Consider the following 23,353-nt stretch of genomic DNA (forward strand, 5'->3'; position numbering starts at 1 on the left):
CTTCCTTCAGATTCCATTTCGCAATGGACACCCTTGCCTTCGGCTATATCCTTCCCACTACCGGGCGGATTCCGGACTTGCACCGGTTAGAAACGTGCGCCGCCAGGCGCACCAAAAAATCGGCCGGCCCAGACAGTTAACCTGTCCGGCCCGGCCGGTTCCTCTATGCACAAACACAAACAAACCTAGATTAAAGTACGTACAAATTCTTTGGAAGGGCTCGGTATTACTGCATAATCCAGTACCAGGCCTTCCTCTTTTATCATTGAAACGCTGGATTCCACAGCCTCCGTCACTGCCGCCACGGAACCGGTCAGCAGCACATAGGATTTTCCGCACATACCTCTGGCGATCCGGATCTCGAAGATATCCACTTCCGCCGTCTTGGCCGCGTGATCGGCCGCTACGATCGCGGAAGCGCCTGTGAAAGTTTCCACAATGCCCAGCGCATTTACATCATCGATCTCCGCTGTGCAGGACAGTGCCTTAAAGATGGAATCATGAGGATTACCCAACACGAATTTGTCTATCATGCTCTCCGGGAACTGCCGCTGCGCCGCATCCACCGCTACGCGGACCGCACTGATATCACCGGAAAATAAGATAATGAATTTACCGGGACATACGGTCTGGGCCTCAATCAGCGTCACATCCGATGTCTTCACGATCAAATCCGCCGCCTGTATACCGGAAGAAACCGTTTTGTATTCTACCATTCCTATTGCTCTATTCATCGCTTTCATCTCCACACTATGCCTTAATGGTTATAAATTGATCCGTAACTGCCGTAACCTTACCGCCGATACTTGCATGCAGGCAGGTACCTAATGCTTCCTTCGGTGGTCTTGCGACGGTCTGTCCTTGTGTTACGGAATCTCCCACCTTGACCTCCGGAACACAAGGAGCGCCGATGTTCTGACGAAGCATCAGTTTTACCTCTTTGAATTCCTTCTCGCATTTTACCAGTGGTGCCGGAACATCAAACTGGTGTAATCCCAGACGGTGAACCAGACGATGCTCGGGGACTCTTCTCTCTTCCCGAAGCGGGCTTGCCACACCTTTTCCTGCTTTGTCCGGAATCTTGATTCCTTTGGCGCGCATCTTACCTTTGTACTCATCCATCAGTCGTCTGGGGGATAAGTCCTGGTGGCAGGAATACATCTCACACAGGCCGCAGGAGCAGCAGAAGAATGTATTCAGATACGGTTCCACATTGTCCGTCAGGCCGTTCGCGATGGACCGCATAAACTCATGAGGCTTGATGGACTGTCCCAGCAGGTTTCTCGGGCACAGGCTTGTGCACATGGAACACTGGGAACATACGGACATCGCGTTACGGATGTCCAGACGGCTCTCACGACGTCTCTTGGCGATCGGAGGGCAGTCAGGGGGCAATATAAGAATTGCTTTTGTAGTCTTGGTCACGATGTCGTGGGCGGAACAGATCCGTCCCGTCATAGGACCACCCATTAAGATGGCGTAGTCTTTTGTTGACACTCCGCCGGCCAGATCGATCAGTTCCTGCACCGTGATGCCCACCGGAACCTCTACGGTCAAGGGATTATTTACCAGACCGGCTACCGTGACGAACTTGGATGTAACATCTTTATCACTTGTTACCTTATTATATAGATTCAGCACTGTCTCCACATTGACGACAACGCAGCCTACCAAGATAGGGATCTTACCCTGCGGGACGATCTTACCCGTGGTCTCATAGATCAGTACCACCTCATCCCCGGCCGGATAGATGTCCGGCAGTATATGTAACCGCAATTTCGGATATCCACCGATGCGGCTTTGCACTGCCTCGATCGCCGCCGTATAAGATTTCTTCACTGCCAGAATGCCTTCTTCTGCTCCCATGGTGTCTACCAGCATCTGCATACCGGAAAGAATCTCTTCTGCATGGGCCATGATCAGCTGACGGTCAACCTTGATCAACGGTTCGCATTCCGCACAGTTCAGGATTACGGTTTGTGCTTTGTCCGACAATTTCGCGTAGGTCGGGAATCCTGCTCCGCCTGCACCTACGACACCGCCTTCATATAGCGCTTCCTTCATCTGTACCAATTCCATGTTATTCACACCAACCTATTCTACAATAACGATTTTCTGCGGATCATCTACGATACCTACGACGCAGGCATCTACGGGAGAGTTCTCATCCCCACAGCCGACACGCGCCGCACTGCCTCTGGCTACCAACACGATTTCACCGATACCGGCTCCCACATTGTCCACTGCCACTATTCTGGATTCCATCTCAGATGCCATTTTCTCCATGGGATCTATTATGAGGAACTTATTCCCAACCAGATGATCATTTTTTCTGGTACAAATAACCGTACCTACAACCTTACCAATTATCATGTCATCTGCGCCTCCCCGGCACTCTTCACTTTCAAACTCTTATTTTATCAGAATACCCATTTGCTTTCCAATCCCCAGTCCGTTTGCCTCATCGGTATCGATATGCATTTCCAGAGTAAAGGTCGGATGCACCCGGATCAATACATCTTCAAAGATCCCTCCGCGCTCGCTGCCGAAACGCACCTTGACAATCTGTCCGTTTTCCACTCCGAACTTCTTAGCGTCGTCCGGAGACATATGGATGTGACGCATAGCTACGATACAGCCCTCATTGAGATAAACCACACCTTTGGGTCCCACCAGGGACACCGGTGCGCTTCCCGCGATCTTACCGGACTCCCTGACCGGAGGATTTAAGCCTAAGCGGATCGCATCGGTCTTGGATACTTCCACCTGAGAAGCTTTTCTTTCCGGTCCGAGGATACGGACATTTTCAATGGCACGCAGTTTCGTTCCCACCAGAGTCACACACTCGTTGGAAGCGAACTGGCCGCCCATCAGATCTTTTTTCTTTGTGAGCTGATACCCCTTGCCAAATAATATATCGATATGTTCCCTGCAAAGATGCACATGTCTTGCGGATACGCCGATGGGAACTTTGTTTTCTTCATTATAAACGTCAACATCCTGAAGCTGTTTTAATACGTTCTGGGTAATTTCCTGAATCAATTGTTCTTGCATGGTTTCCTCCAAACGTGCGTTTTTCTGCACATATAGGTATGGATGAATGTTTCATTCAGCCTTTCCTCCAAACGTGCGTTTTTTCTGCACATATAGGTATGGTTGAACATTCCGTTCAGCCTTTCATCCCTTCCTTAGGGTTTAGTTACAATCCACAGAGAAGAAGGAACTCTCCTTCTTCTCTGTTTCGTAACAATTGTCTTATGGATTATTTGATCTGGGGAAGAATTTTCTCCACATCTGAATGAGGTCTCGGGATTACATGTACAGCAATCACTTCGCCTAATTTTGCAGCGTTGGCGGAACCTGCTTCTACAGCAGCCTTTACAGCGCCTACGTCACCGCGGACCATAACGCTTACCAGTCCGCTTCCGATTTTCTCGGTACCAACTAATACTACGTTTGCAGCTTTTAACATTGCATCGGCTGCTTCGATCGATGCTACCAAACCTCTGGTTTCTACCATTCCTAATGCCTGAAGATCCATTCTTTTTTCCTCCTTAATTTCGATTTGTTTTGCCTGTCTCGTCTTTGTCTGTGCCATTTTGTTTCCTCGTGAACCGCTCTGAACTTTCCTCTTTGATCTCAATCAAATTTGAATTTGTATTTCCTGCGGCTAGTCTCTACCAGCTTCATTGTTTCTTCATGAGGGTTTGCGATTACCGCGGAAGCAACGACCCGGCCTGTACCGCAGTTCTTTGCCCGTTCTACAGCTTCGGTAACGGCGGATACTTCCCCCTGGACGAAAATGGTCACTAACCGGCCGCCCAGTTTCTTTTCCCATGTAAGAAACTTCACATTCGCCGTTTTTAACATCTGGTCTAACACGACGATTGCGTCCGTACAATTCGGTAATTCTACCAAACCTAAAGATTTCATACGCATTCCCTGCTTTTATTATTTAATGATCGGTAAAATCTTCTCAACGTCGGTATGAGGTCTCGGGATTACGTGTACAGCTACTAATTCTCCAAGTCTTGCAGCAGCTTCCCCGCCAACTTCGGTTGCAGCTTTTACCGCGCCTACATCGCCGCGAACCATAACGGTTACCAGTCCGCTTCCGATTTTCTCAGTTCCGATCAGAGTCACGTCAGCAGCCTTAACCATTGCATCAGATGCCTCAATCGCTGCTACTAAACCTCTGGTTTCTACCATTCCTAATGCTTCCTGTGTCATAATTAAAAATCCTCCTTAAGGGCGTTTGCTTTTCATTTACTATACATTCTATTTCAACATCATATCTTATATTGCACTGATTTTCAACATCTTCTCCGTATTCTCATCCGGAGCCGGAATAATATATTCGGTAACTACCCCGGTGATGCTGCCGGCTGCAGCCTTTGCCGCCTCCATGGCAGCTCTTACATCTGCAACCGGACCGCGGATTTTCAGGCACATGATCAGCGGTACGGGTAGTGCGTCTGCATTGGCCGGTTTGTTCTTATCCAGTGATTCAATGGAAACATTGCCCGCCTTTGCCGCTGCATCTGCCGCTACAAAAGCCGCTACACAGCCAAATACTTCTAACAATCCAACTGCCTGACCTGCCATAGCTCATCCCACCTTTTTTATTCGTTGATGATGGCGATCTTAAGTCCTTCCATCCTCAGGTTCGTGTGATGTGCCTCATTGATCTGGTCTAACGGGAACTTGTGGGTGATCAGCTTGTTGATCGGAAGGCCGATCTGTTTCGCACTCTTTAAGAAATCAAAGGTGGTCGCGTAATCTCTCAGGGTATATACCCAGGAGCCTACCGTTGTGATCTCTTTGGAGCAGATATCAAAGTGAGGATTGATGGTTGCGTCTCCACCATTGATGAAGAAGCCCAGCTCACAGAGTCCGCCGCCGTTGCGGATGAATTTGTAGATGTTCGCATGAGCCACCGGAGATCCGGTACACTGGAATGCGAAATCTGCCAGGTATCCGCCGAACGCATCTTTCACAGCCTCGGTCAGCTCTTCAATTCCCTTGTGATCCTTGAAGTTGACACTGGCGGAAGCTCCCAGTTCTTTTGCGAAGTCCAGACGTTTCTGTTCTCCGTCGATGGCTACGATGTTCTGGATTCCCATGGTCTTTAAGATGGCGATGCAGATCAGACCGATGGGTCCGCAGCCCTGTACGGCTACTCTGCTGTTGAATCTTAAGATTCCGGTAGTTTTCGCACGCTCTACCGCATGGATCAGAACTGCGCAGGGCTCGATCAGGATTCTGGAATCCAGATCCAGGTCGCTTACATTGAAGATACTGGATCCGCCTCTGACTACCAGGTAGTCGGCAAACCATCCATTCAGATGGATATCATCATCGGGAAGTAATCCGTATACATCGGCTCCGCCCACATTCTGCTTGTTCAGGTCGAACATAGTGATGTCCGGGTTGTCTTTGAAGATCATACAGGTAACAACCTTGTCACCCAATGCCAAAGGTTTTCCGGCACTGTCCACTTTCACATTCTTACCCATTTTCACGATCTCGCCGGTACCCTCGTGTCCTAAGACAACCGGGATCAGACCGAAGGGATCTCTCTTGAATTCATGGGCATCGGTACCGCATACGCCGCAGCCTTCCACTTTGACCAGGATATCATCGTCACCCAGTTCCGGGATCGGATATTCCTTGATGTCGTAGTGTTCCAGGCCGGTCAGCATCGCTACTCTGGAGGTTTTCGGGATGGCGCCTGCAGGTGCTGCGCTCTTCGCGGGAGCGGCCGCCTGGCTGCCTGCGCTTCCTTTCATCTCAGATAATACCTGTTTTACGATTTCTTCTATATTTACCTGTTCCATATCTGTTATTCAGCCTCCTATCGTATGCACAGTGCATCACACATAACACAGCGCCTCATTTTGGTAAAGGTCTTGGCGGATGTCAGTCCCTCACCGGTTCTGCTGGCGATCGTGAAGGTCGGATATCCTTCTCCTCCGAAGCCTAATGCCGCGTAGGAAGGTCCGTTCTTTACGAAGATCGCGGTGTCGATCGCCTTGCCGTATCTGGTCAGGTTCACGACGCTGGTGGAATGCATATGTGCGGAATGACGGTTGCCATGTTCCAGTTCAACTGATACGGCGATTCCCTCATCCACGTTCTTGACACGGACGATTCCGAGGATCGGCATCATCAGTTCTTCCCAGATCAGCGGATTGGTCTTTTCCCCTTCGAAGATGATGCAGCGGATCTCATCGCCCACCGTAACACCGATCTTCTCCAGCAATACCTTCGCGCTTCGGCCAACACATTTTCTGTTCAGAATTTTTCTTCCGTTTTTCTCGATGAACACGGTCTCGATTAACTTCTGTACTTCTTCCGGGCTAGCTTTGTAGCATCCGGCCTGCTCCATATGGTAAATCAGTTCGTCTGCGATCAGATCCACGGCGACTACTTCCTTCTCCGCGATACAGGGCAGATTGTTATCGAAGGTACATCCGTTTACGATATCTTCGGCTGCTTTCTGCACATTGGCAGTTTCATCTACCAGAACCGGAGGATTTCCGGCTCCTGCTCCCAGAGCTCTCTTTCCGGAGGAAAGTACGGTGGTTACCACACCGGGGCCGCCGGTCGCTACCAGAAGCTGGATGTCTTTGTGTTTGAAGATAACCTGGCTTACTTCCATGGAAGGCTCATATACCGCCGTAGCCAGATTCTCCGGTCCGCCGACTTCCACGCTGGCTCTGTTTACCATATCGATCGCCAGATTGGAAACCTTCTTAGCCGCCGGATGGGGAGCGAATACAACTGCGTTACCGGCTGCCAGCATCCCGATGGAATTACAGATAACGGTTTCCGTCGGGTTCGTGGAGGGAGTTACCGCTCCGATGACACCCCAGGGACCCTGCTCGATCAGAGTCAGGCCTCTGTCTCCGGACCATGCGACTGTACTTAAGTCTTCGGTTCCCGGTGTTTTCTCCGCTACCAGCTGGTGCTTTAATATTTTATGTCCCACATTACCCATACCGGTTTCTTCTACGCCTAATTCTGCAAACAGCTTCGCATTTTCCAGCGTCTTTTTACGGATATTGGCAATGATCTTTTCCCGAAACTCTAAAGGCATCGGCTGAATTTCTTTCTGAGCTTTCTTCGCCGCTGCGATCGCATCTTCTACGTTCTCGAAGATACCCATGAGCTGTTTGGGCTGTGTGTTATGTACCGGCGCCGGAATCACAGTTTCTGCTGCTCCGGACATGTTGCGCAGTACGCCGCGTACAATGTTTTGGATCTCCTGTTCACTTACAGCCACGGGAACACCTCCTTTATTTTATATTTTAAGAAAATATGGAATCTTCCTCTATTTCATCTGTTCGAGGATTTTTTTGGTTACTTCTGCTACGATCTTTTCCACATCTGCGGTATCATCTTTCTTTTCTGCGCCGCAGCTGCATGCGCCGTGGCATCCGCCGTCACATTTGCCGCCTAATTCTGCACACAGGTTCGCGGGATGTTTTCCGGGCAGACCCATTTTTCTTCTGATCTCGTACAGTTTCGCGATCTGATCTTTGTCGAATTCCTTCGGTCCGCCAAGCATTCTGGACTTGTACAATAATTCCGCATAGAACTCTACGGATTCCATCTTTAAGTATGCGCTTAACAGATCTCCTGCATAGCTTAATGCGCCGTGGTTCTCAAGTAATACTGCGTCATAGTAAGGCAGATATTTTTCAACAGCATCCGGGATCTCATCGGTGGAAGGGGTGCCGTATTCAGCGATCGGTACACAGCCAAGTGCGATAACAGCTTCCGGCATGATCGGCTGAGTCAAAGGAATACCAGCGATAGCAAAGGAAGTGGCGAAGGTAGGATGAGCATGTACCACAGAACCTACATCAGGTCTTAATTTGTACACTCTCATGTGCATCTTGATCTCAGAAGAAGGACGGAAGTTTCCGTTTGCCTGCAGGCAGTTACCATTTTCATCTACTTTACAGATATACTCAGGGGTCATGAAACCTTTGGATACACCGGTAGGGGTACACAGGAACTCATGATCGTTCAGCTTTACGGAAATATTACCGTCGTTTGCTGCAACCATATTCCGGTTATAAATTCTCTTACCGATATCACAGATTTGTTTTTTAATTTCATACTCGTTAGCCATGAAATAAATCCTCCTTAATATGTTTGTTTGTGTTGTTTTGTTTTGACTTTAAGCTTATTCTACCACTTGTTTGTTCAAAAATCAACACATTTATAAAGAATTTTCGGGTTTTTCGTATGAAAATATTGGCATTGTGTCATACTCTAAGCGAGGTGACTTACATGGACTCTCTTTGGATTAAAAATTCCGGGAAATTAAAAAAAGATTTTCCCGTTCTGGATCAGGATCTGGATACGGAAGCGGTCGTCATCGGCGGCGGTATCGCCGGGATACTGACGGCCTATCACCTGACGAAGCAGGGTATCAAGGTGGTGGTTCTGGAAGGGAATACGGTAGGCAGCGGCATTACCTCCCACACCACCGCCAAGATCACCGCATGCCACGGCCTGATCTATGACCGTCTGCTGCACCAGGCTGGGAAAAAGCTGGCCGGCTGTCATGCCATAGCGAATCAAAAAGCGATTCTTGCCTACCGGGATCTCATCGACACCGAACAGATCGACTGCGGATTTGAGATATTGCCCTGCTATCTCTATACAACCGGGGATACGACTGCCCTGGAAGCGGAATATAAAGCCGCCGCTTCTTTCGGCCTCCCTGTATCCATGGTAACCAGTACCGAGCTGCCCTTTCCTGTAACAGGGGCGATCCGTTATGAGGAACAGGCTCAGTTTCATCCGCTGCAGTTTCTTTGGCAGCTGGCATCACACCTGAACATCTATGAACATACTATGGCCACAAAGGTCAAAAAAAATACGGTATATACTTCTTCCGGATTTCAGGTACATGCCAGACATATCATTGTGGCTACCCATTATCCGTTTAAAAATATGCCCGGCCTCTATTTTACAAGAATGCATCAGGAACGCTCCTATGCGCTGGCCATATCCGGCCCCCCCGCCTTATCGGGTATGTACGTGAACACCTCTAAGAACGGCTGTACCTTCCGTTCCTATGGGGATTATCTGATCATTGGCGGCGGGAACCACCGTTCCGGAGAAAATATCCAGGGCGGATACTATGACAGGCTCCGGGCGGAAGCAAGGAGACTTTACCCGGAAGCCAGCGAGCAATTTCACTGGTCCGCCCAGGATTGCATTACCCTGGACGGTCTGCCTTATATAGGAAGATACTCGCTCTTCACTCCCGATCTCTATCTTGCCACTGGTTTCCAGGAATGGGGAATGACTTCCTCCATGGTGGCTGCCAAACTTTTGACGGATCTGATCATTGGGCAGCCCAATGACTGCCACGACCTGTATTTGCCGAAACGTTTTGATGAACTTTTTGAGTTTGGGAATTTTGCCAATGAGATCGGCCACGCGGTCCGCGGCCTGATCGGACGTAAGGCCAAAAAGAATGCGTTAAAAATAGAAGAATTGGAAAACGGGCAGGGCGGTGTGGTGGAAAAAGACGGCGAGCTGCTTGGGGCATACCGGGATGAGGACGGTAATGTATCGCTGGTACATCTGCGATGCCCGCATCTTGGCTGCATCCTCAGTTGGAATCCCGACGAAAAGTCCTGGGATTGTCCGTGTCATGGAACCAGGCTCGATTGTAAAGGAAACATTATCAGCAATCCTGCAATAGAGGATCAGAACCATACAGGGAAGCATTTCACATGATTATCGCGCAATATTCTATAGAGTATTTGTAAGTACTCTATAGAATATTTTTTAATTAACTTTTTTTGTTACACTATATATGATGACAGGAACAAGCAAGGAGCGATCACGTGGAGATAAACAAAGATTTTAACTTACTAGTTGGACTCCGAATCCGGGAAGTCCGCGAGGCTCTGCAAATGTCAAGAGAACAGTTCTGCGAGAAATGCGATATTTCCGAAAGTTTTCTGGCCGCAGTGGAGAGTGGAATAAAAAGTATCACTTCCAAAACAATTTATAAAATATGTTCCGGGTGCAATATATCTGCCGATTACCTGATCTTTGGCAATCACGCCGGGTATCAGAATGATATGATTCTGGAATTACTGAATTCACTGGATGACGCCTCCCGGGAATCTGCGATACGCATATTGACCGAGTTTATTAATGCAATACGCAGGAAGTCTTCCCAGTAAGTATCCTGCAAAATTATACTCTTGATACAGAAACCTTTCCTTATATAAATAGCTATACTAAGTATATATGATTCCTTCCACCTATATCCGGCTCTTATTATCTATTCTGTACCCTATATCTTATTATCAAAATTCTCTTCCATAAATTTTTTGACAAGTTTTAATCGGTTTCTGCTCACCGGTATTTTATCAGCGTTTTCCATTTCTATATAAGAGGTCTGCACCTCTTTTAATTTTTCCATATTAACGATCCAGCTCTGATGGCACCGCAGAAAATACCACGGGAGACGTTCCTTCAGCTCGTCCAGCTTACCGTAACACTTCCATTGATTCTCCCGGCCATGGATCGTGACCGTATGTCTGCAGCTCTCAATGCTTTGAATGTCCTCACATGGAACAATTTCGATTCCCGATTGATTTTTTACCAGCAGGGATTCCCTGTATTTCTCCTTCATCCGGCTCATCAGACGTTCCAGAACCCCTGTAACTTTTTCCGGCTGAAAGGGCTGCTTCAGGCATGCCGCGGTATTCACCTGAAAAACTTTCTCCAGTTCATGGTAGGAATCCGTGAGAAAAATATATTGGAGCTTCTCATACGTCTCCTGCACCTTCTTCGCCGCACGGATACACTCGTCCGTATTACCGGTTATATTTAAAACAGCAATATCCGGCGGCCAATGTAAGAGCAGTCCTTCCCGGAATTCCTCCAGATCCGTATAACCCCTGACCGCTATCTGGTAACCATACCGCGCTCTTAACGTGTACAGAATCGAGTTCACCGCATCTGCCTGTTGATCATAAACCGCAATTTTTACCATTTATTCTCCACATTTTCCACTATGGTTTTTCTACTGATTTTTAATCAAATTATATACCCATATTTTGGGGTTGTCAACTCTATGGAATATGTAATTATACTCTATAGGATTTGTTCTGTTTCTCTTCCATCAGAAATTATGCCTGTTGATTTGACAACCATAAATAAGTGAATTAAACTATAACATAAGACCGGGAGTTTTCAGAGAAACGCACCTGTCATCCTGTCATTCTTTTTTGTTAGGATAACTGAGTGGATCTTTTATGTAAGAACGAAAAGGACTGGAACTATTAGAAACCGGAAAAGCCTGATCGAAGCAGAACCGGATAAAAACGGAACGTTTCGGCAGAATCGTACGAAAGACGAGGTACCTCATGACACCAATACCGTATCCACGGAAATACAAATTAAAAATCCAGGTTTTCAACGAACAGCCCGACTTCGGGCCAGGGGTAGCGACCATACTCTCCCTGGTCAAAGAAACCCATTCCCTCCGCCAGGCCTGTGCAGCCATCAACATGTCCTACAGCAAAGGCTGGAAAATTATCGGCCGCGCGGAACAGGACCTGGGATTTTCGCTCCTGGAAGGGACCGCAGGCGGCAGCCAGGGCGGAGGTTCCCATCTGACCCCTGAGGCGGAAGAAATGCTGGAACGCTACAACGCTTTTATGGCCGAAGCCCGGGGCAGCGTCGACGCGCTGTTTCATAAGTATTTTACTTGATTCCTATTTTAATATAAACTGGACCGGGATACGCCGGGCGTGCTTTTCTGGGAAAATGAAAAGTAACGGGCTTCAATAATCAGATGCCCGTTACTTTTTTATTTCTTCCCGCAAACGATCCCCGCGCCGGCTGCCCCGGCCCCGGCGGTCATCCCGGTATGACCGCCCTATGCGTCATATAATTACAGATTCGGCCGTATGATCTTCGGCCGGTAACCGTTCTTCTCCAGGGCCTTGACGATCTGGTTCTTGTGATCAGTGCCGAAGGCTTCCATGGTTATTTTCAATTCCACCGCTGCGTTCCGGTTCACAGCCACGAACTGGTTGTGATCCAGTCTGATCACGTTGCCCTGCTCTTTGGCAATAATGCCGGCCACCTGGACCAGCTCGCCGGGCTTATCAGGAAGGAGCACCGATACGGTGAAAATCCGGTCTCTCTGGATCAGGCCATGCTGAACGACGGACGCCATGGTGATTACATCCATATTACCGCCGCTTAGGATGGATACTACTTTTTTGTTTTTGGAAGGCAGATGTTTTAAGGCAGCAACGGTCAGCAGGCCGGAATTCTCCACGATCATCTTATGGTTTTCCACCATATCCAGGAACGATACGACCAGTTCATCGTCCTCCACGGTGATGATATCATCCAGATTCTGCTGGATAAAAGGGAAAATATTACTGCCTGGAGTCTTGACTGCGGTACCGTCCGCGATCGTGTTCACAGCAGGAAGGCTGACTACTTTTCCCGCTTTGATGGATTCCTGCAGGCAGTTGGCCCCAGCCGGTTCCACACCGATGACCTGGATCTTCGGATTCAGGAGCTTGGCCAGTGTGGATACACCGGTAGCCAGTCCGCCGCCGCCGACCGGTACCAGGATATAGTCCACTAACGGAAGCTCTTTGACGATCTCCATCGCGATGGTCCCCTGTCCGGTCGCCACTGCCAGATCGTCGAAAGGATGGATAAAGGTATAGCCGTATTCCTCCGCCAGCTCGTACGCCTTGGCACAGGCTTCATCATACACATCCCCTGCCAGCACGACTTCGGCCCCATAGCTCTTCGTGCGGTTCACTTTCATAAGAGGTGTGGTGGTGGGCATTACGATCACCGCTTTACATCCAAACTCCTTGGCCGCATAAGCCACTCCCTGCGCGTGGTTGCCGGCGGAAGCGGTGATCAGCCCCTTGCTTCTTTCTTCTTCCGTAAGCGTGCTGATCTTGTAGTAGGCACCGCGGATCTTATATGCTCCGGTGACCTGCATATTTTCCGGTTTGAAATACACCCGGTTCCCGGTTCCGGCGCTGAAATAGTCGCTGTATACCAATTCCGTGGCGGTTGTGACCTTCTTGACGACCTCTGATGCTTCCTCAAAACTTTCCAATGTTAACATAGCTTATCCTTCCTGCGCTTCCACATGGAATAACGCGTTTACAAATTCATCCGGGTTAAATTTCTGTAAATCGTCAATGCTCTCTCCGACTCCGATATATTTCACCGGGATTCCCAGTTCGGACTGGATCGCCACCGCGATTCCGCCTTTCGCCGTTCCGTCCAGCTTCGTCAGAATAATACCGGTAATATCCGCCACATCCTTAAACTGACGGGCCTGGGACAGGGCGTTTTGTCCTGTGGTACCATCCAGTACTACCAGCGTCTCCCGGTAGGCGTCCGGGAATTCCTTGTCTATGATCCTGTCTATTTTCCGCAGCTCTTCCATCAGATTTTTCTTATTGTGCAGACGGCCCGCTGTATCACACAGCAGCACATCCGCGTTACGGGCCTTGGCCGCGGCGATCGCGTCATATACGACCGCTGCAGGGTCCGCTCCTTCCCCGGCACTTACGATATCCACCCCGGCCCGGAAAGCCCACTCTTTTAACTGCTCTCCCGCCGCCGCCCGGAAGGTGTCTGCCGCCGCCAGAACGACTTTCTTTCCCTGGTCCTTTAATTTACCGGCCAGTTTCCCGACGGAAGTTGTCTTTCCCACGCCGTTGACTCCGATAACCAGCACCACGGATTTGCGGTTTTCAAATTCGTAGGCGGTATCCCCCACGTCCATCTGTTCTTTGATGCTGTTGATCAACAGCTGCTTACACTCTGCCGGTTCCTTGATCTTTCGTTCCTTCACCTTCTCCTTCAGATTTTCTATGATGGATGTGGTGGCATTGATCCCCAGATCCCCCATCACAAGGATTTCCTCTATCTCTTCATAGAAGTCCTCATCGATAGCGGAAAATCCACTGAAAATATTGTCTATTCCGGCTACAATATTATTTCTGGTCTTGGAAAGTCCGTTGACCAGACGCTTAAAAAATCCCTTTTTTTCTTCTGCCATGTCATTCTCCCTCCTGTATGCCCGGTTCTTATTTATCCAGATTTCCTTCGATCAGGTCTACGGAAACCAATGTGGATACTCCCTTTTCCTGCATCGTGATTCCGTACAGCCGGTCGGCTGCCGCCATGGTACCACGTCTATGTGTAATAATAATAAATTGCGTGTTCTTTGTCAACTTATGCAGATAATGGGCAAATCTGCCCACGTTGGAATCATCCAGCGCAGCCTCGATCTCATCCAGCAGACAGAACGGGGAAGGTTTCAGGTTCTGGATCGCAAATAACAGGGCGATGGCGGTCAGCGCCTTTTCCCCGCCAGAGAGTAATACCATGCTCTGAAGCTTTTTCCCCGGGGGCTGCGCGATAATACGGATACCCGCCTCCAGGATATCCTCATCTTCTGTCAAAGCCAGCGATGCCTTGCCTCCGCCGAACAGTTCCTTGAAGGCTTTGTCAAATTCCAGCCGGATCTGTTCGAATTTTTCCGTAAACTGCCTGCGCATTCCCTCGTCCAGCTCGGCGATGATTCCCATCAGGGATTCCTCCGCTTTCACCAGATCATCATGCTGGGTTTTCAGGAACTCATACCGCTCCGACAGATTTTTAAAATCTTCAATGGCGTTCACATTGACGTCCCCAAGCTTCCTGATCTCTTCCTTTAACCGGTTGATTCCCCGCTTGATCTCAGCCGCTGACTTAAGCTCCTCATTGCGCATCGGCGCCGCCATACCATAGGTCAGCTCATACTCCTGCCACATATAGTCCGATTGCTGAAGGGACACATCCTCCAGTTTCTCTTTCTGGCCGGCAAGCCGGTATGTTTCCTTATCTAACAGGCTGATCTGCCCGCTTAATTCCTCCCGTTTCACAAACAATGCTTTGTGCTGCTCATTCTGCTGTTCTTTTTCCCGGGTCAGCGTTTCTATCTTCTTATCATATTCGTTAAAGGAGCCTTCCGTCTGTATGATCCGCTGCTGCAGCTTCCGGATCTGCTCTTCTTTCTCCCTGATCCCCTCGGCAGTCTCGCCCACATTTCGTGAGAGTTCCGATTTTTCAGCCAGCAGTTTCTTCATTTCCGCATCGACACGGCCGATATTCTGGGTGATAAATTCATCCTTCTGCTTTAAGTTGGCGTACTCCAGACGGATTGCTTCCGCCTTTTTGCTGCGCTTTGCTTCCTGTTCATGGAACGTCTCCAGCCGGGCCTGGCCTCCCAGGGTCTGCGCCTCCAGCTCCTTTTCCCTGGCTTCTGATTCCGCGATCTCTTTCTGGATCTCCAGCTTGTTTTCCTGGATTTCCTGTAACTGTACTTCGATCTGCTCCCCTTCAGACTTCAGCGACAGGTATTTGTTCTGCAGCTCTTCTTTTCTGGTCTCAGCCTGGCTTTTATTCAGTCCCGCCGTATTGCGCAGGATATATTGCTCCTGGATCTGCCCTTTGATCTCATCGATCTGTGTATACAAAGAAGTCCTGTTCTTTTTCGCCTGCTCAATCTCCCGGCCCGCCTTCTCCAGGTCTGCTTTTAACAGCTTGACATTGGCCTCCAGCTCTTCGATCTCCCGGCGCCTTCCCAGCAGATTGCTGCTGTTTTTAAAAGCGCCGCCGGTCATGGAGCCTCCCGGGCTTAAGGACTCTCCTTCCACCGTGACGATCCGCAGGGAATAGTGATATTTTCTGGCCAGCGCGATCGCATGGTCGATATGGTCCGTGACTATGGTTCTCCCCAGCAGATATCCCGCCAGTTCCCGGTATTTTTCCTGGGTATGGACCAGATCGCTGGCCAGTCCGATGACGCCGGGCTCCTTCAGGGCTCTGTCATTCTGGAACTGTTCCCGCCGTTTTATGCTGGTCAGGGGCAGGAAGGTGGCTCTTCCATATTTATTCCGTTTTAAATATTCGATCATCCGCTTGGCGGTTTCCTCGTCATCGGTCACGATATTCTGGATGCTGCCGCCCAATGCGGTTTCGATGGCTGTCTCATACGTTTTCTCCACCTTAATCAGATCAGCCACAACGCCGTGGATTCCCTTTTCCCGGTCTTTTTGCTCCATGACCCGGCGGATACTGTTGCCGTATCCGTCATAGCGCTCGGTAATGTTGCGGAGCGCTTCCAGCCTGGACACTTCCCGGTGATACGCGCTCTGCCCGACCGCCTGCTGCTCGTTCTGCCTGCTCAACTGCTCCTGGAGCTGCTCGATTTGTTCTTCCGCTTCCTGACGCCTTGTATTTAACTGCCCGATCACACCGGTTACCTGATCCAGCTCCTCCTGGAAACTATGTATCAGACTATCCTGCTCCGTCTTATGGCTCCGGTTGCGCAGTAATCTCTGGTTTAACTCAGCCCTCCTGATCTGGATCTGCTCCGTCATGGTATCATAGCGCTGCAGTTTTCCCTTCGTGGAGGCCCGCTGGTTCAAAAGCTCGATCACTTCACTTTTGCCCTCGTCGATCAAAGCAGTTATCTGAGCGATCTGCTGCTGGACCTCCAAAAGTGCCGCCTCTGCTTCCGTTCGCACCTGGCCGGCCTCCTGCAGCTGCTCATCCATTCTGGCCTTATCCTCTGCGTATTCAGACCGGGAGGCTTCCCGCTCCCTGATCTCTTTTTCAATCGCTCCTATCCGGTTCTGCAAATGTTCGTCGTTCATCCGGTCCGTATTGATCTGCTCTTTCAGGACACCGATCTGTCCCTCCATCTGCTGTTTTTCCAGATGAGCCGTCCCGGCCTGTTCCTTTAAGGTTTCGATTTCACCGGCGATCTGCTCGATCTTGGTTTCGATCCTCTCATATTCCTGTTTGCTGCCCTCATACCGGCTTCTGGACTGCTCCAGATTGGTCTGGGCATTTTTTAGATTTTCTTCTATTTTTGAAAGCTCCCCGCTGATCCTCTCAGACTCCATCAGGAACATATTCACATCGTATATTTTTAACTCTTCTTTTTTCTTCAGATAGGCCCTGGCGGTCTCAGACTGTTTCTCCAAAGGTCCCAGCTGCTTCTCCAGTTCAGACAGGATATCACATACACGGACCAGGTTCTGCTTCTCGTCCTCCAGCTTCTTCTGCGCCGTAGCCTTTCGCCGTTTGAACTTGACGATCCCGGCGGCCTCATCGAACAGCTCCCGCCTCTCCTCCGGCTTCCCGCTTAGTATCCGGTCGATCTGGCCCTGCCCGATGATAGAGTATCCCTCTTTCCCGATACCGGTATCATAGAACAGCTCATAGACGTCTTTCAGACGGCAGCCGGAACCGTTGATCAGGTATTCGCTCTCCCCTGAACGGTACACCCGCCTGGTAACTGTCACTTCCTCATACTCGATCGGCAGCTGATGATCGGCGTTATCCAGCGTGATCGCCACAGAAGCGAACCCCAGAGGCTTACGGTTCTCGGTTCCGGCAAAGATAACGTCCTGCATGTTGGAACCCCGCAGCTGCTTTGCCCGCTGCTCTCCCAGCACCCAGCGCACCGCGTCGGCCACATTGCTCTTACCGCTTCCGTTTGGCCCGACGATTCCGGTGATCCCGTTATGGAATTCAAACACGGTTTTATGGACAAAGGATTTGAATCCCTGTACTTCAATACTCTTTAAATACATAAGTCACCTACTTATTTCCCTTTAATTTTACAATCGCCAGATAGGCTGCTTCCTGTTCGGCGGCTTTTTTCGTGCGGCCCGATCCCTCGCTGATCACCTCTTCACCGATCTTCGCCCGCACTACAAACTTCTTATTGTGATCCGGTCCCTCTTCCGCGACCAGTTCATAGGAGAGACTCTGCGTGTAATTGCTCTGTACCATCTCCTGCAGGATAGTCTTGCTATCAAAAAAGAGCTGCTTATGTTCGATATCCGTCACAATAAACCGATGGATAAACTCTTTCGCATTAGCAAAACCACCATCCAGATATATCGCCCCGATCAATGCTTCCATCGCATCGGAAACGATAGAACTTCTCTCCCGACCGCCGGTCATATCTTCCCCTTTGCCCAGCAGCAGATACTTACCCAGCTCAATCTCCCTGGTGCAAAAAGCCAGCGTCTGCTCGCAGACGATACTGGCGCGCATTTTCGTAAGATCCCCTTCCGGCAGCGTATCGAACTTCCGATATAAAAATTCACTGGTTATAATCTCCAAAACCGCATCTCCCAAAAACTCCAGCCGTTCATTATTCGTCAGACGGTTTAAGCGGTGCTCGTTGGAATACGAACTGTGGGTCATGGCCTGCCGCAGCAGCAAAGCATCCTGAAAATGATAACCAATCCTTTCTTCCAGTTCCTTGAAATCTTCCTGATTCATAGTTACCTCCTTTTCTTTGTGAGAGTGTTGGGTAATTAGCCCCCGGGATGAGAGACTCCTGTGGGGGGGTGTAGGGGCCCCGGGATGAGAGGGACACGGCGGCGGCCTTGCGGGGGCGGGCGGCAAATCTGCCGGGGACAAATCGCTTCGGCCGGACCTAAGAACGACTAGCTCCGATGGCGGGAGAACCTCTTATTGGCAGGGCCCGGAACAAACTCGCCAAAAAACGGCTCGGACAGTGTTCCGGGCCCTGCGAGGTTCTCCCGACATCTGCGCAAGTCGTTCTAAGGCCCGGCCTCAAGCGATTTGTCCCCGGCAGATTTGCCGCCCGCCCCCGCAAGGCCGCCGCCGTGTCCCTCTCATCCCTGCTTTATCACAGGCCGGTTTTCATGGTCTGTCGGGCTGGGATTGGCAGTGCAGATTTCGATATACAGAGCCTTCTGCACTGGACATGAATCTTGGGTTTCACCGAAGCAGGAGGGAGTTGGGGGGCGGGCGGGCTCTGGGCGCTTACGGCTGGGGCGCGAGGGCGGTTCCCGGGGTGTTCCCGGCGGCCGGGTCCTTTTGTGTCTCCCTGGGAGAGCATAGGACGGCTGAGCATCAGCTTAGTGAAATCGGAAAATCGGGTTCAGGATGCACGGCGGACTTCACGTCCGACGGGCAAGAGCCTCTGAACCGGGAACACATTATGTGTTCCCGGTGAATAGGCTCGGTTCCTGAACCCGGCTTTTCGATTTCTCTTAGCTGTTGCCAGCGCAAGCCCTCTGTTCTCCCAGGGAGACACAAAAGGACCCGGCCGCCGGGAACACCCCGGGAACCGCCCTCGCGCCCCAGCTGTAAGCGCCCAGAGGCCGCCAGCCCCCAGCTCCCTCCGTCCCTCAGTAAAAATACTAATTCACCGCATTCTTAATCTGCTCGACCGCGTCGCTGACCGTAACGATTTTTTCCGCATCCTCGCTGGCGATCTCGATATCGAACTCCTCTTCGATCCCCATGATAATCTGGAATACATCCAGGGAATCTGCACCCAAATCATCTACGAATGTGGTTTCCATCGTGATCTCATCCGCATCCACATTTAATACTTCCGCGATAATCTGCTGTAATTTTTCAAATTCCATTTTTGTTACTCCTCCTTATTTTCCCTCAACACTATTTTTTCTTTGATTTTTTCGTTGATTCTCTGTTCTTTAAATACGACACACTGAATGATGGAATTCGTTACTTCCTTTGCCTTGGAGCTGCCGTGTGTCTTGACAACCAGGCCCTTTAATCCTAACAGCGGCGCACCGCCGTATTCCGAAGCGTCAAAGGATTTTAATACCTTTTTTAACGAAGGCTTCACCAGGAGAGCCCCGATCTTGCCTCTGAATGAGGACAGCATGGCGCCTTTGATCTTACTGATCAGTGTGGCTCCCACCCCTTCGTAGAGCTTCAGTATTACATTCCCGACAAAAGCCTCACAGACGATGACGTCTGCGCCTCCATGGGGAATTTCTCTTGCTTCGATGCTTCCGATAAAGTTGATATCATCGCATTCTTTCAGCAGCGGAAATGTCTCTTTGACCAGCGCATTTCCTTTTTCCTCTTCTGCACCGATGTTGACTATCGCAACCCGGGGGTTCTTAATACCCATCACATGTTCCATGTATACCGAACCCATTTTGGCAAACTGCACCAGATGGGAAGCTCTGGCGTCTACGTTGGCACCGCAGTCGACTAACAGGGATACTCCGTTCTCCGTGGGGATCAACGGCGCAAGAGGCGGGCGTTCCACTCCTTTGATTCTTCCCACAAGCAGCTGTCCGCCTACCAAAATGGCACCGGAACTGCCTGCTGAGACAAAGGCATCCGCCTCCCCTTTTTTAACCAGATTCATGCCAACAACGATAGAGGAATCCTTTTTCTTCCGAATGGCCATAACCGGCGGTTCCGCCGTATCAATGACCTCTGTGGCAGGAACAACCGCTATCTGCTCTTTTTCATAAGTATATTGTGCAAGCTGGCCGTTCACTACCTCTTCCTGCCCTACCAGTAACACCTGTATATCCTTTCTGGTATTGACAGCATCCACAGCGCCTTTGACGATCTCGCCCGGCGCATTGTCACCACCCATGGCGTCTACCGCCACCTTGATGAATTCCTGCATTTGTCTTCCTCCTTGCATATCTATTGTAAAATATACTATATCTGTTTCTATAAATCAATATTTAATTTCGTGCAGAGGAATAAATGAAGGAAGGGAAAGCAAAGACAAGGGAAAACAGCCCAACTAAGCGCGCGGGGCTGTCTTAAGATTTTAGGAAAACGGACGGACATGGAAGGCCGGAAGCCGTCACGCCGCTGCGGTGAGATACTGTTGCAAAACTTCTATGGTGAGTATATAATTTTTTTAACAGCTATTTGTAGAGATGCGTAAATTTTGATATTTAGGAGGGTATTATGGAAAGTGAAAAAAAGATGCCCAGCTGTCCCGTGGAGATGACGCTTCAGTTGATCGGTGACAAGTGGAAGGTTCTGATTATCCGTGACCTGATGGAGGGTACGAAGAGATTTAACGAGCTTATGCGTTCTGTAACGGGGATTTCTCAAAAAGTGCTGACCAGTCATCTGCGCGCTATGGAAAAAGCAGGGCTTGTGAACCGGAAAGTTTATGCCGAGGTCCCTCCCCGGGTGGAATACTCACTGACAGAAACCGGATTTAGCTTAAAACCGATCCTGGATTCTATGGTGGCCTGGGGGATGCATTATAAAGAAACTTTGGAAAATTAGGTTGTAAATGAAGGCTGTTGTTTGATTTGCGGAGTGTTTTATTTCATAGGAGCCATTTTCCTAAGTGCAAAAAAAATCAAGTATTCAATTTTCATTGAATGCTTGATTTTTCCTGGTCTTTTAATTAATCCTGAGCAATGATCTCTTTTTTGTTGTAAGAACCACAGCTCTTGCATACTCTGTGAGGCATCATCAGTTCTCCACATCTGCTGCATTTTACCAGATTGGGAGCGCTCATTTTCCAGTTAGCTCTTCTTTTATCTCTTCTAGCTTTGGAAGATTTATTCTTCGGACAGATTGACATAGGTTACACCTCCTCATCATCGCGATTCTATCGTGAATTATTGAAAATATCAAGTATTTTGGCCATCCTGGGATCCAACTCCGTCATGTCGCAATCACAGGCGCCCTCGTTTAGATTTTTTCCGCATTTGCGGCAGATCCCCTTGCAATCCTCCCTGCACAGAATCTTCATCGGCCAGTTCAGTATGATCTCATGAAAGACCATAAGATCCACATCCAGCTTATAACCATCCAGAAAACTGCATTCATCTAATTCCCTGCGCCGGGCTTCTTCATCGATCTGAAGATCAAACCCTCTGCTGATGCTCAGATGAAATCTCCGATCCACATCCGCCAGACACCGGTCACATGGTATACGGACCGTTACATCTGCCACCGCTTCGATCAGGACTTCCTTCTTACTGACGTGGGTCACCGTCAGTGAAACAGGGGTTTTGGCAACAACCGGAAATTCTTCCCCCTGATACGTAACCGCATTCAGCTCTAATGGGACTTCTCTGTGAATAACTTTATTTTCACCGGATAGTACTTCTGTCAAGTCAAATAACATGGTTATCTCCTACACACCTACACAATTATACATAGCCCTGCTTCGTTTGTCAACATAATTTTCCAGCCGCTGACAAACGAAAAGGCTGTTTTTGTTTTATTTCTGTACCAGAGACAGAGTTTCTCTTGCGATGGCAAGTTCTTCATTGGTGGGGATGACCATAACCTTCACTTTGGAATCGGGAGTGGAGATCACCAGATCCTCGCCTCTCTTGGCGTTCTGCTCCTGATCCAGCTCGATTCCCAGATATCCCAGATATGCACAGATATCGTTGCGGACATAGCGGTTATTCTCGCCCAGCCCTGCGGTAAAGCAGATCACGTCTACCCCGTTCATAGCGGCCGTATAGGCACCGATGTATTTCGCCACACGGTAAGCGAATACCTTCATGGCGCGGATCGCATCCTGATTTCCTGCCAGATAGGCATCCTCCAGATCCCTGAAGTCGCTGGTCATCTCAGAGACACCCAGAACACCGGATTTTTTGTTTAATACGTTCATCATCTCATCGATATCCAGATTTTCTTTCTTCATGATAAATTCCATGATAGCCGGATCGATATCTCCGGAACGGGTTCCCATGATCAATCCTTCCAGAGGGGTCAGCCCCATGGAGGTGTCTACAGATTTGCCGTTCTTTACTGCGGATACAGATGCTCCGTTACCCAGGTGGCAGACGATAGTCTTTAAGCTGTCATAAGGTTGTCCCAGGACTTCAGCCGCCCGTTTGGATACATAGCTGTGGGAGGTTCCGTGGAAACCGTATCTTCTGACTTTATATTTTTTATAATATTCGTACGGAAGTCCATACAGGAAGGCTTCTTCCGGCATGGTCTGATGGAATGCGGTGTCAAATACACCAACCATGGGAGTATTGGGCATGATCTCCTGGCAGGCTGCGATACCGATCAGGTTTGCAGGATTGTGTAAAGGAGCCAGCTCGTTGCACTCTTCCACCGCTTTGATTACTTCGTCATCAATGACGGTGGAGCAGGCGAACTTCTCGCCGCCGTGTACCAGACGGTGTCCTACCGCACCGATCTCGTCCATGTTTTTCACCACTCCGGTCTCGGGGTTCGTGAGCGCGTCGATTACCATCTTGATCGCCTGGGTATGGGTCGGCATCGGGGATTCCGTTACGGTCTTCTCTTTGCCCGCCGGCTGATAAACGATCCTGCTGCCGTCGATTCCGATTCTCTCGCAGAGACCTTTCGCGATGACATCCTCGGTATCCATATCGATCAACTGATATTTTAAAGAAGAGCTTCCACAATTGATTACTAATATTTTCATTCTATCTTCCTCCTGGAATTCAGATCCTGTTTTTTTAATCTCTATCTT

Annotated in this window: 25 protein-coding genes; 4 read left to right on the plus strand and 21 right to left on the minus strand. The window is 49.5% G+C overall.

Annotation, left to right across the window (positions count from 1 at the left end; translation table 11 throughout):
* Positions 1-185 precede the first annotated feature (185 nt).
* The 11 genes from ABC831_RS13835 to ABC831_RS13885 form a co-directional block, all read right to left on the minus strand.
* The gene (locus tag ABC831_RS13835) at positions 186-734 is read right to left on the minus strand and encodes a BMC domain-containing protein (protein ID WP_343248699.1); all 549 of its coding nucleotides are present in this window, start codon (positions 732-734) and stop codon (positions 186-188) included.
* Between the two features lie 16 nt (positions 735-750).
* Positions 751-2,079: an SLBB domain-containing protein gene (locus tag ABC831_RS13840; RefSeq protein ID WP_343248700.1), complete on the minus strand. Its 1,329-nt coding sequence runs from the start codon at positions 2,077-2,079 to the stop codon at positions 751-753.
* 15 nt (positions 2,080-2,094) lie between these two features.
* Entirely contained in the window at positions 2,095-2,373 is a 279-nt protein-coding gene (locus tag ABC831_RS13845; protein WP_158344876.1) for a EutN/CcmL family microcompartment protein, read from the minus strand.
* A 39-nt stretch (positions 2,374-2,412) separates the two neighbouring features.
* Entirely contained in the window at positions 2,413-3,054 is a 642-nt protein-coding gene (locus ABC831_RS13850; protein WP_343248701.1) for a phosphate propanoyltransferase, read from the minus strand.
* A 208-nt stretch (positions 3,055-3,262) separates the two neighbouring features.
* Positions 3,263-3,541 carry a BMC domain-containing protein gene (locus ABC831_RS13855; protein WP_158344894.1) on the minus strand — a complete coding sequence of 93 codons (279 nt, stop codon included), beginning with the start codon at positions 3,539-3,541 and terminating at the stop codon, positions 3,263-3,265.
* 98 nt (positions 3,542-3,639) lie between these two features.
* The gene (locus ABC831_RS13860; protein ID WP_158344872.1) at positions 3,640-3,933 is read right to left on the minus strand and encodes a BMC domain-containing protein; all 294 of its coding nucleotides are present in this window, start codon (positions 3,931-3,933) and stop codon (positions 3,640-3,642) included.
* A gap of 18 nt (positions 3,934-3,951) precedes the next feature.
* Complete coding sequence (locus tag ABC831_RS13865; protein WP_158344870.1) at positions 3,952-4,230, minus strand: BMC domain-containing protein; 279 nt, start codon at positions 4,228-4,230, stop codon at positions 3,952-3,954.
* Between the two features lie 66 nt (positions 4,231-4,296).
* A complete protein-coding gene (locus ABC831_RS13870; protein WP_343248702.1) occupies positions 4,297-4,605 on the minus strand; it encodes a BMC domain-containing protein in 309 nt (102 codons plus the stop codon).
* A 17-nt stretch (positions 4,606-4,622) separates the two neighbouring features.
* Positions 4,623-5,837 carry a zinc-dependent alcohol dehydrogenase gene (locus tag ABC831_RS13875; RefSeq protein WP_343248703.1) on the minus strand — a complete coding sequence of 405 codons (1,215 nt, stop codon included), beginning with the start codon at positions 5,835-5,837 and terminating at the stop codon, positions 4,623-4,625.
* A 17-nt stretch (positions 5,838-5,854) separates the two neighbouring features.
* Complete coding sequence (locus ABC831_RS13880) at positions 5,855-7,285, minus strand: aldehyde dehydrogenase family protein (RefSeq protein WP_343248704.1); 1,431 nt, start codon at positions 7,283-7,285, stop codon at positions 5,855-5,857.
* A gap of 48 nt (positions 7,286-7,333) precedes the next feature.
* On the minus strand, positions 7,334-8,140 hold the full coding sequence (locus ABC831_RS13885) for a class II aldolase/adducin family protein (RefSeq protein WP_158354127.1): 807 nt from the start codon (positions 8,138-8,140) through the stop codon (positions 7,334-7,336).
* Positions 8,141-8,301: 161 nt separating this feature from the next.
* Between ABC831_RS13885 and ABC831_RS13890 the strand changes: the two genes are divergently transcribed.
* Both ABC831_RS13890 and ABC831_RS13895 read left to right on the plus strand, forming a co-directional pair.
* Positions 8,302-9,765 (plus strand): FAD-dependent oxidoreductase, encoded by a 1,464-nt coding sequence (locus ABC831_RS13890; protein ID WP_343248705.1) that lies wholly within the window; start codon positions 8,302-8,304, stop codon positions 9,763-9,765.
* Positions 9,766-9,875: 110 nt separating this feature from the next.
* Complete coding sequence (locus tag ABC831_RS13895; protein ID WP_343248706.1) at positions 9,876-10,220, plus strand: helix-turn-helix domain-containing protein; 345 nt, start codon at positions 9,876-9,878, stop codon at positions 10,218-10,220.
* A 113-nt stretch (positions 10,221-10,333) separates the two neighbouring features.
* Here ABC831_RS13895 and ABC831_RS13900 read toward each other — a convergent pair whose 3' ends face one another.
* A complete protein-coding gene (locus ABC831_RS13900; protein ID WP_343248707.1) occupies positions 10,334-11,038 on the minus strand; it encodes a LytR/AlgR family response regulator transcription factor in 705 nt (234 codons plus the stop codon).
* Between the two features lie 373 nt (positions 11,039-11,411).
* Between ABC831_RS13900 and ABC831_RS13905 the strand changes: the two genes are divergently transcribed.
* Positions 11,412-11,759 (plus strand): winged helix-turn-helix domain-containing protein, encoded by a 348-nt coding sequence (locus ABC831_RS13905; RefSeq protein ID WP_343248708.1) that lies wholly within the window; start codon positions 11,412-11,414, stop codon positions 11,757-11,759.
* 182 nt (positions 11,760-11,941) lie between these two features.
* Here ABC831_RS13905 and ilvA read toward each other — a convergent pair whose 3' ends face one another.
* From ilvA to plsX, 6 genes are all read right to left on the minus strand, one after another.
* The gene (gene ilvA / locus ABC831_RS13910) at positions 11,942-13,153 is read right to left on the minus strand and encodes a threonine ammonia-lyase (RefSeq protein ID WP_343248709.1); all 1,212 of its coding nucleotides are present in this window, start codon (positions 13,151-13,153) and stop codon (positions 11,942-11,944) included.
* Between the two features lie 3 nt (positions 13,154-13,156).
* Complete coding sequence (gene ftsY / locus ABC831_RS13915) at positions 13,157-14,098, minus strand: signal recognition particle-docking protein FtsY (RefSeq protein ID WP_343248710.1); 942 nt, start codon at positions 14,096-14,098, stop codon at positions 13,157-13,159.
* Between the two features lie 28 nt (positions 14,099-14,126).
* Positions 14,127-17,687: a chromosome segregation protein SMC gene (gene smc, locus ABC831_RS13920; RefSeq protein WP_343248711.1), complete on the minus strand. Its 3,561-nt coding sequence runs from the start codon at positions 17,685-17,687 to the stop codon at positions 14,127-14,129.
* A 7-nt stretch (positions 17,688-17,694) separates the two neighbouring features.
* A complete protein-coding gene (gene rnc / locus ABC831_RS13925; protein ID WP_343248712.1) occupies positions 17,695-18,387 on the minus strand; it encodes a ribonuclease III in 693 nt (230 codons plus the stop codon).
* Positions 18,388-19,277: 890 nt separating this feature from the next.
* Entirely contained in the window at positions 19,278-19,508 is a 231-nt protein-coding gene (gene acpP / locus ABC831_RS13930) for an acyl carrier protein (RefSeq protein ID WP_158354118.1), read from the minus strand.
* 5 nt (positions 19,509-19,513) lie between these two features.
* Positions 19,514-20,536, minus strand: coding sequence for a phosphate acyltransferase PlsX (gene plsX / locus ABC831_RS13935; RefSeq protein ID WP_343248713.1), 1,023 nt, complete (start codon positions 20,534-20,536; stop codon positions 19,514-19,516).
* Between the two features lie 293 nt (positions 20,537-20,829).
* Between plsX and ABC831_RS13940 the strand changes: the two genes are divergently transcribed.
* Positions 20,830-21,159: a winged helix-turn-helix transcriptional regulator gene (locus ABC831_RS13940; RefSeq protein WP_158354116.1), complete on the plus strand. Its 330-nt coding sequence runs from the start codon at positions 20,830-20,832 to the stop codon at positions 21,157-21,159.
* 124 nt (positions 21,160-21,283) lie between these two features.
* Here the strand turns inward: ABC831_RS13940 and rpmF are convergent, their stop codons facing one another.
* From rpmF to ABC831_RS13955, 3 genes are all read right to left on the minus strand, one after another.
* A complete protein-coding gene (gene rpmF, locus ABC831_RS13945; RefSeq protein WP_158344836.1) occupies positions 21,284-21,463 on the minus strand; it encodes a 50S ribosomal protein L32 in 180 nt (59 codons plus the stop codon).
* A 27-nt stretch (positions 21,464-21,490) separates the two neighbouring features.
* Positions 21,491-22,012: a YceD family protein gene (locus ABC831_RS13950; RefSeq protein WP_343248714.1), complete on the minus strand. Its 522-nt coding sequence runs from the start codon at positions 22,010-22,012 to the stop codon at positions 21,491-21,493.
* A 96-nt stretch (positions 22,013-22,108) separates the two neighbouring features.
* Positions 22,109-23,305 (minus strand): acetate kinase, encoded by a 1,197-nt coding sequence (locus ABC831_RS13955; RefSeq protein WP_343248715.1) that lies wholly within the window; start codon positions 23,303-23,305, stop codon positions 22,109-22,111.
* Positions 23,306-23,353 lie beyond the last annotated feature (48 nt).

Origin of the sequence: Diplocloster hominis, assembly GCF_032380655.1 — a bacterium.
GTDB lineage: Bacteria > Bacillota > Clostridia > Lachnospirales > Lachnospiraceae > Diplocloster > Diplocloster hominis.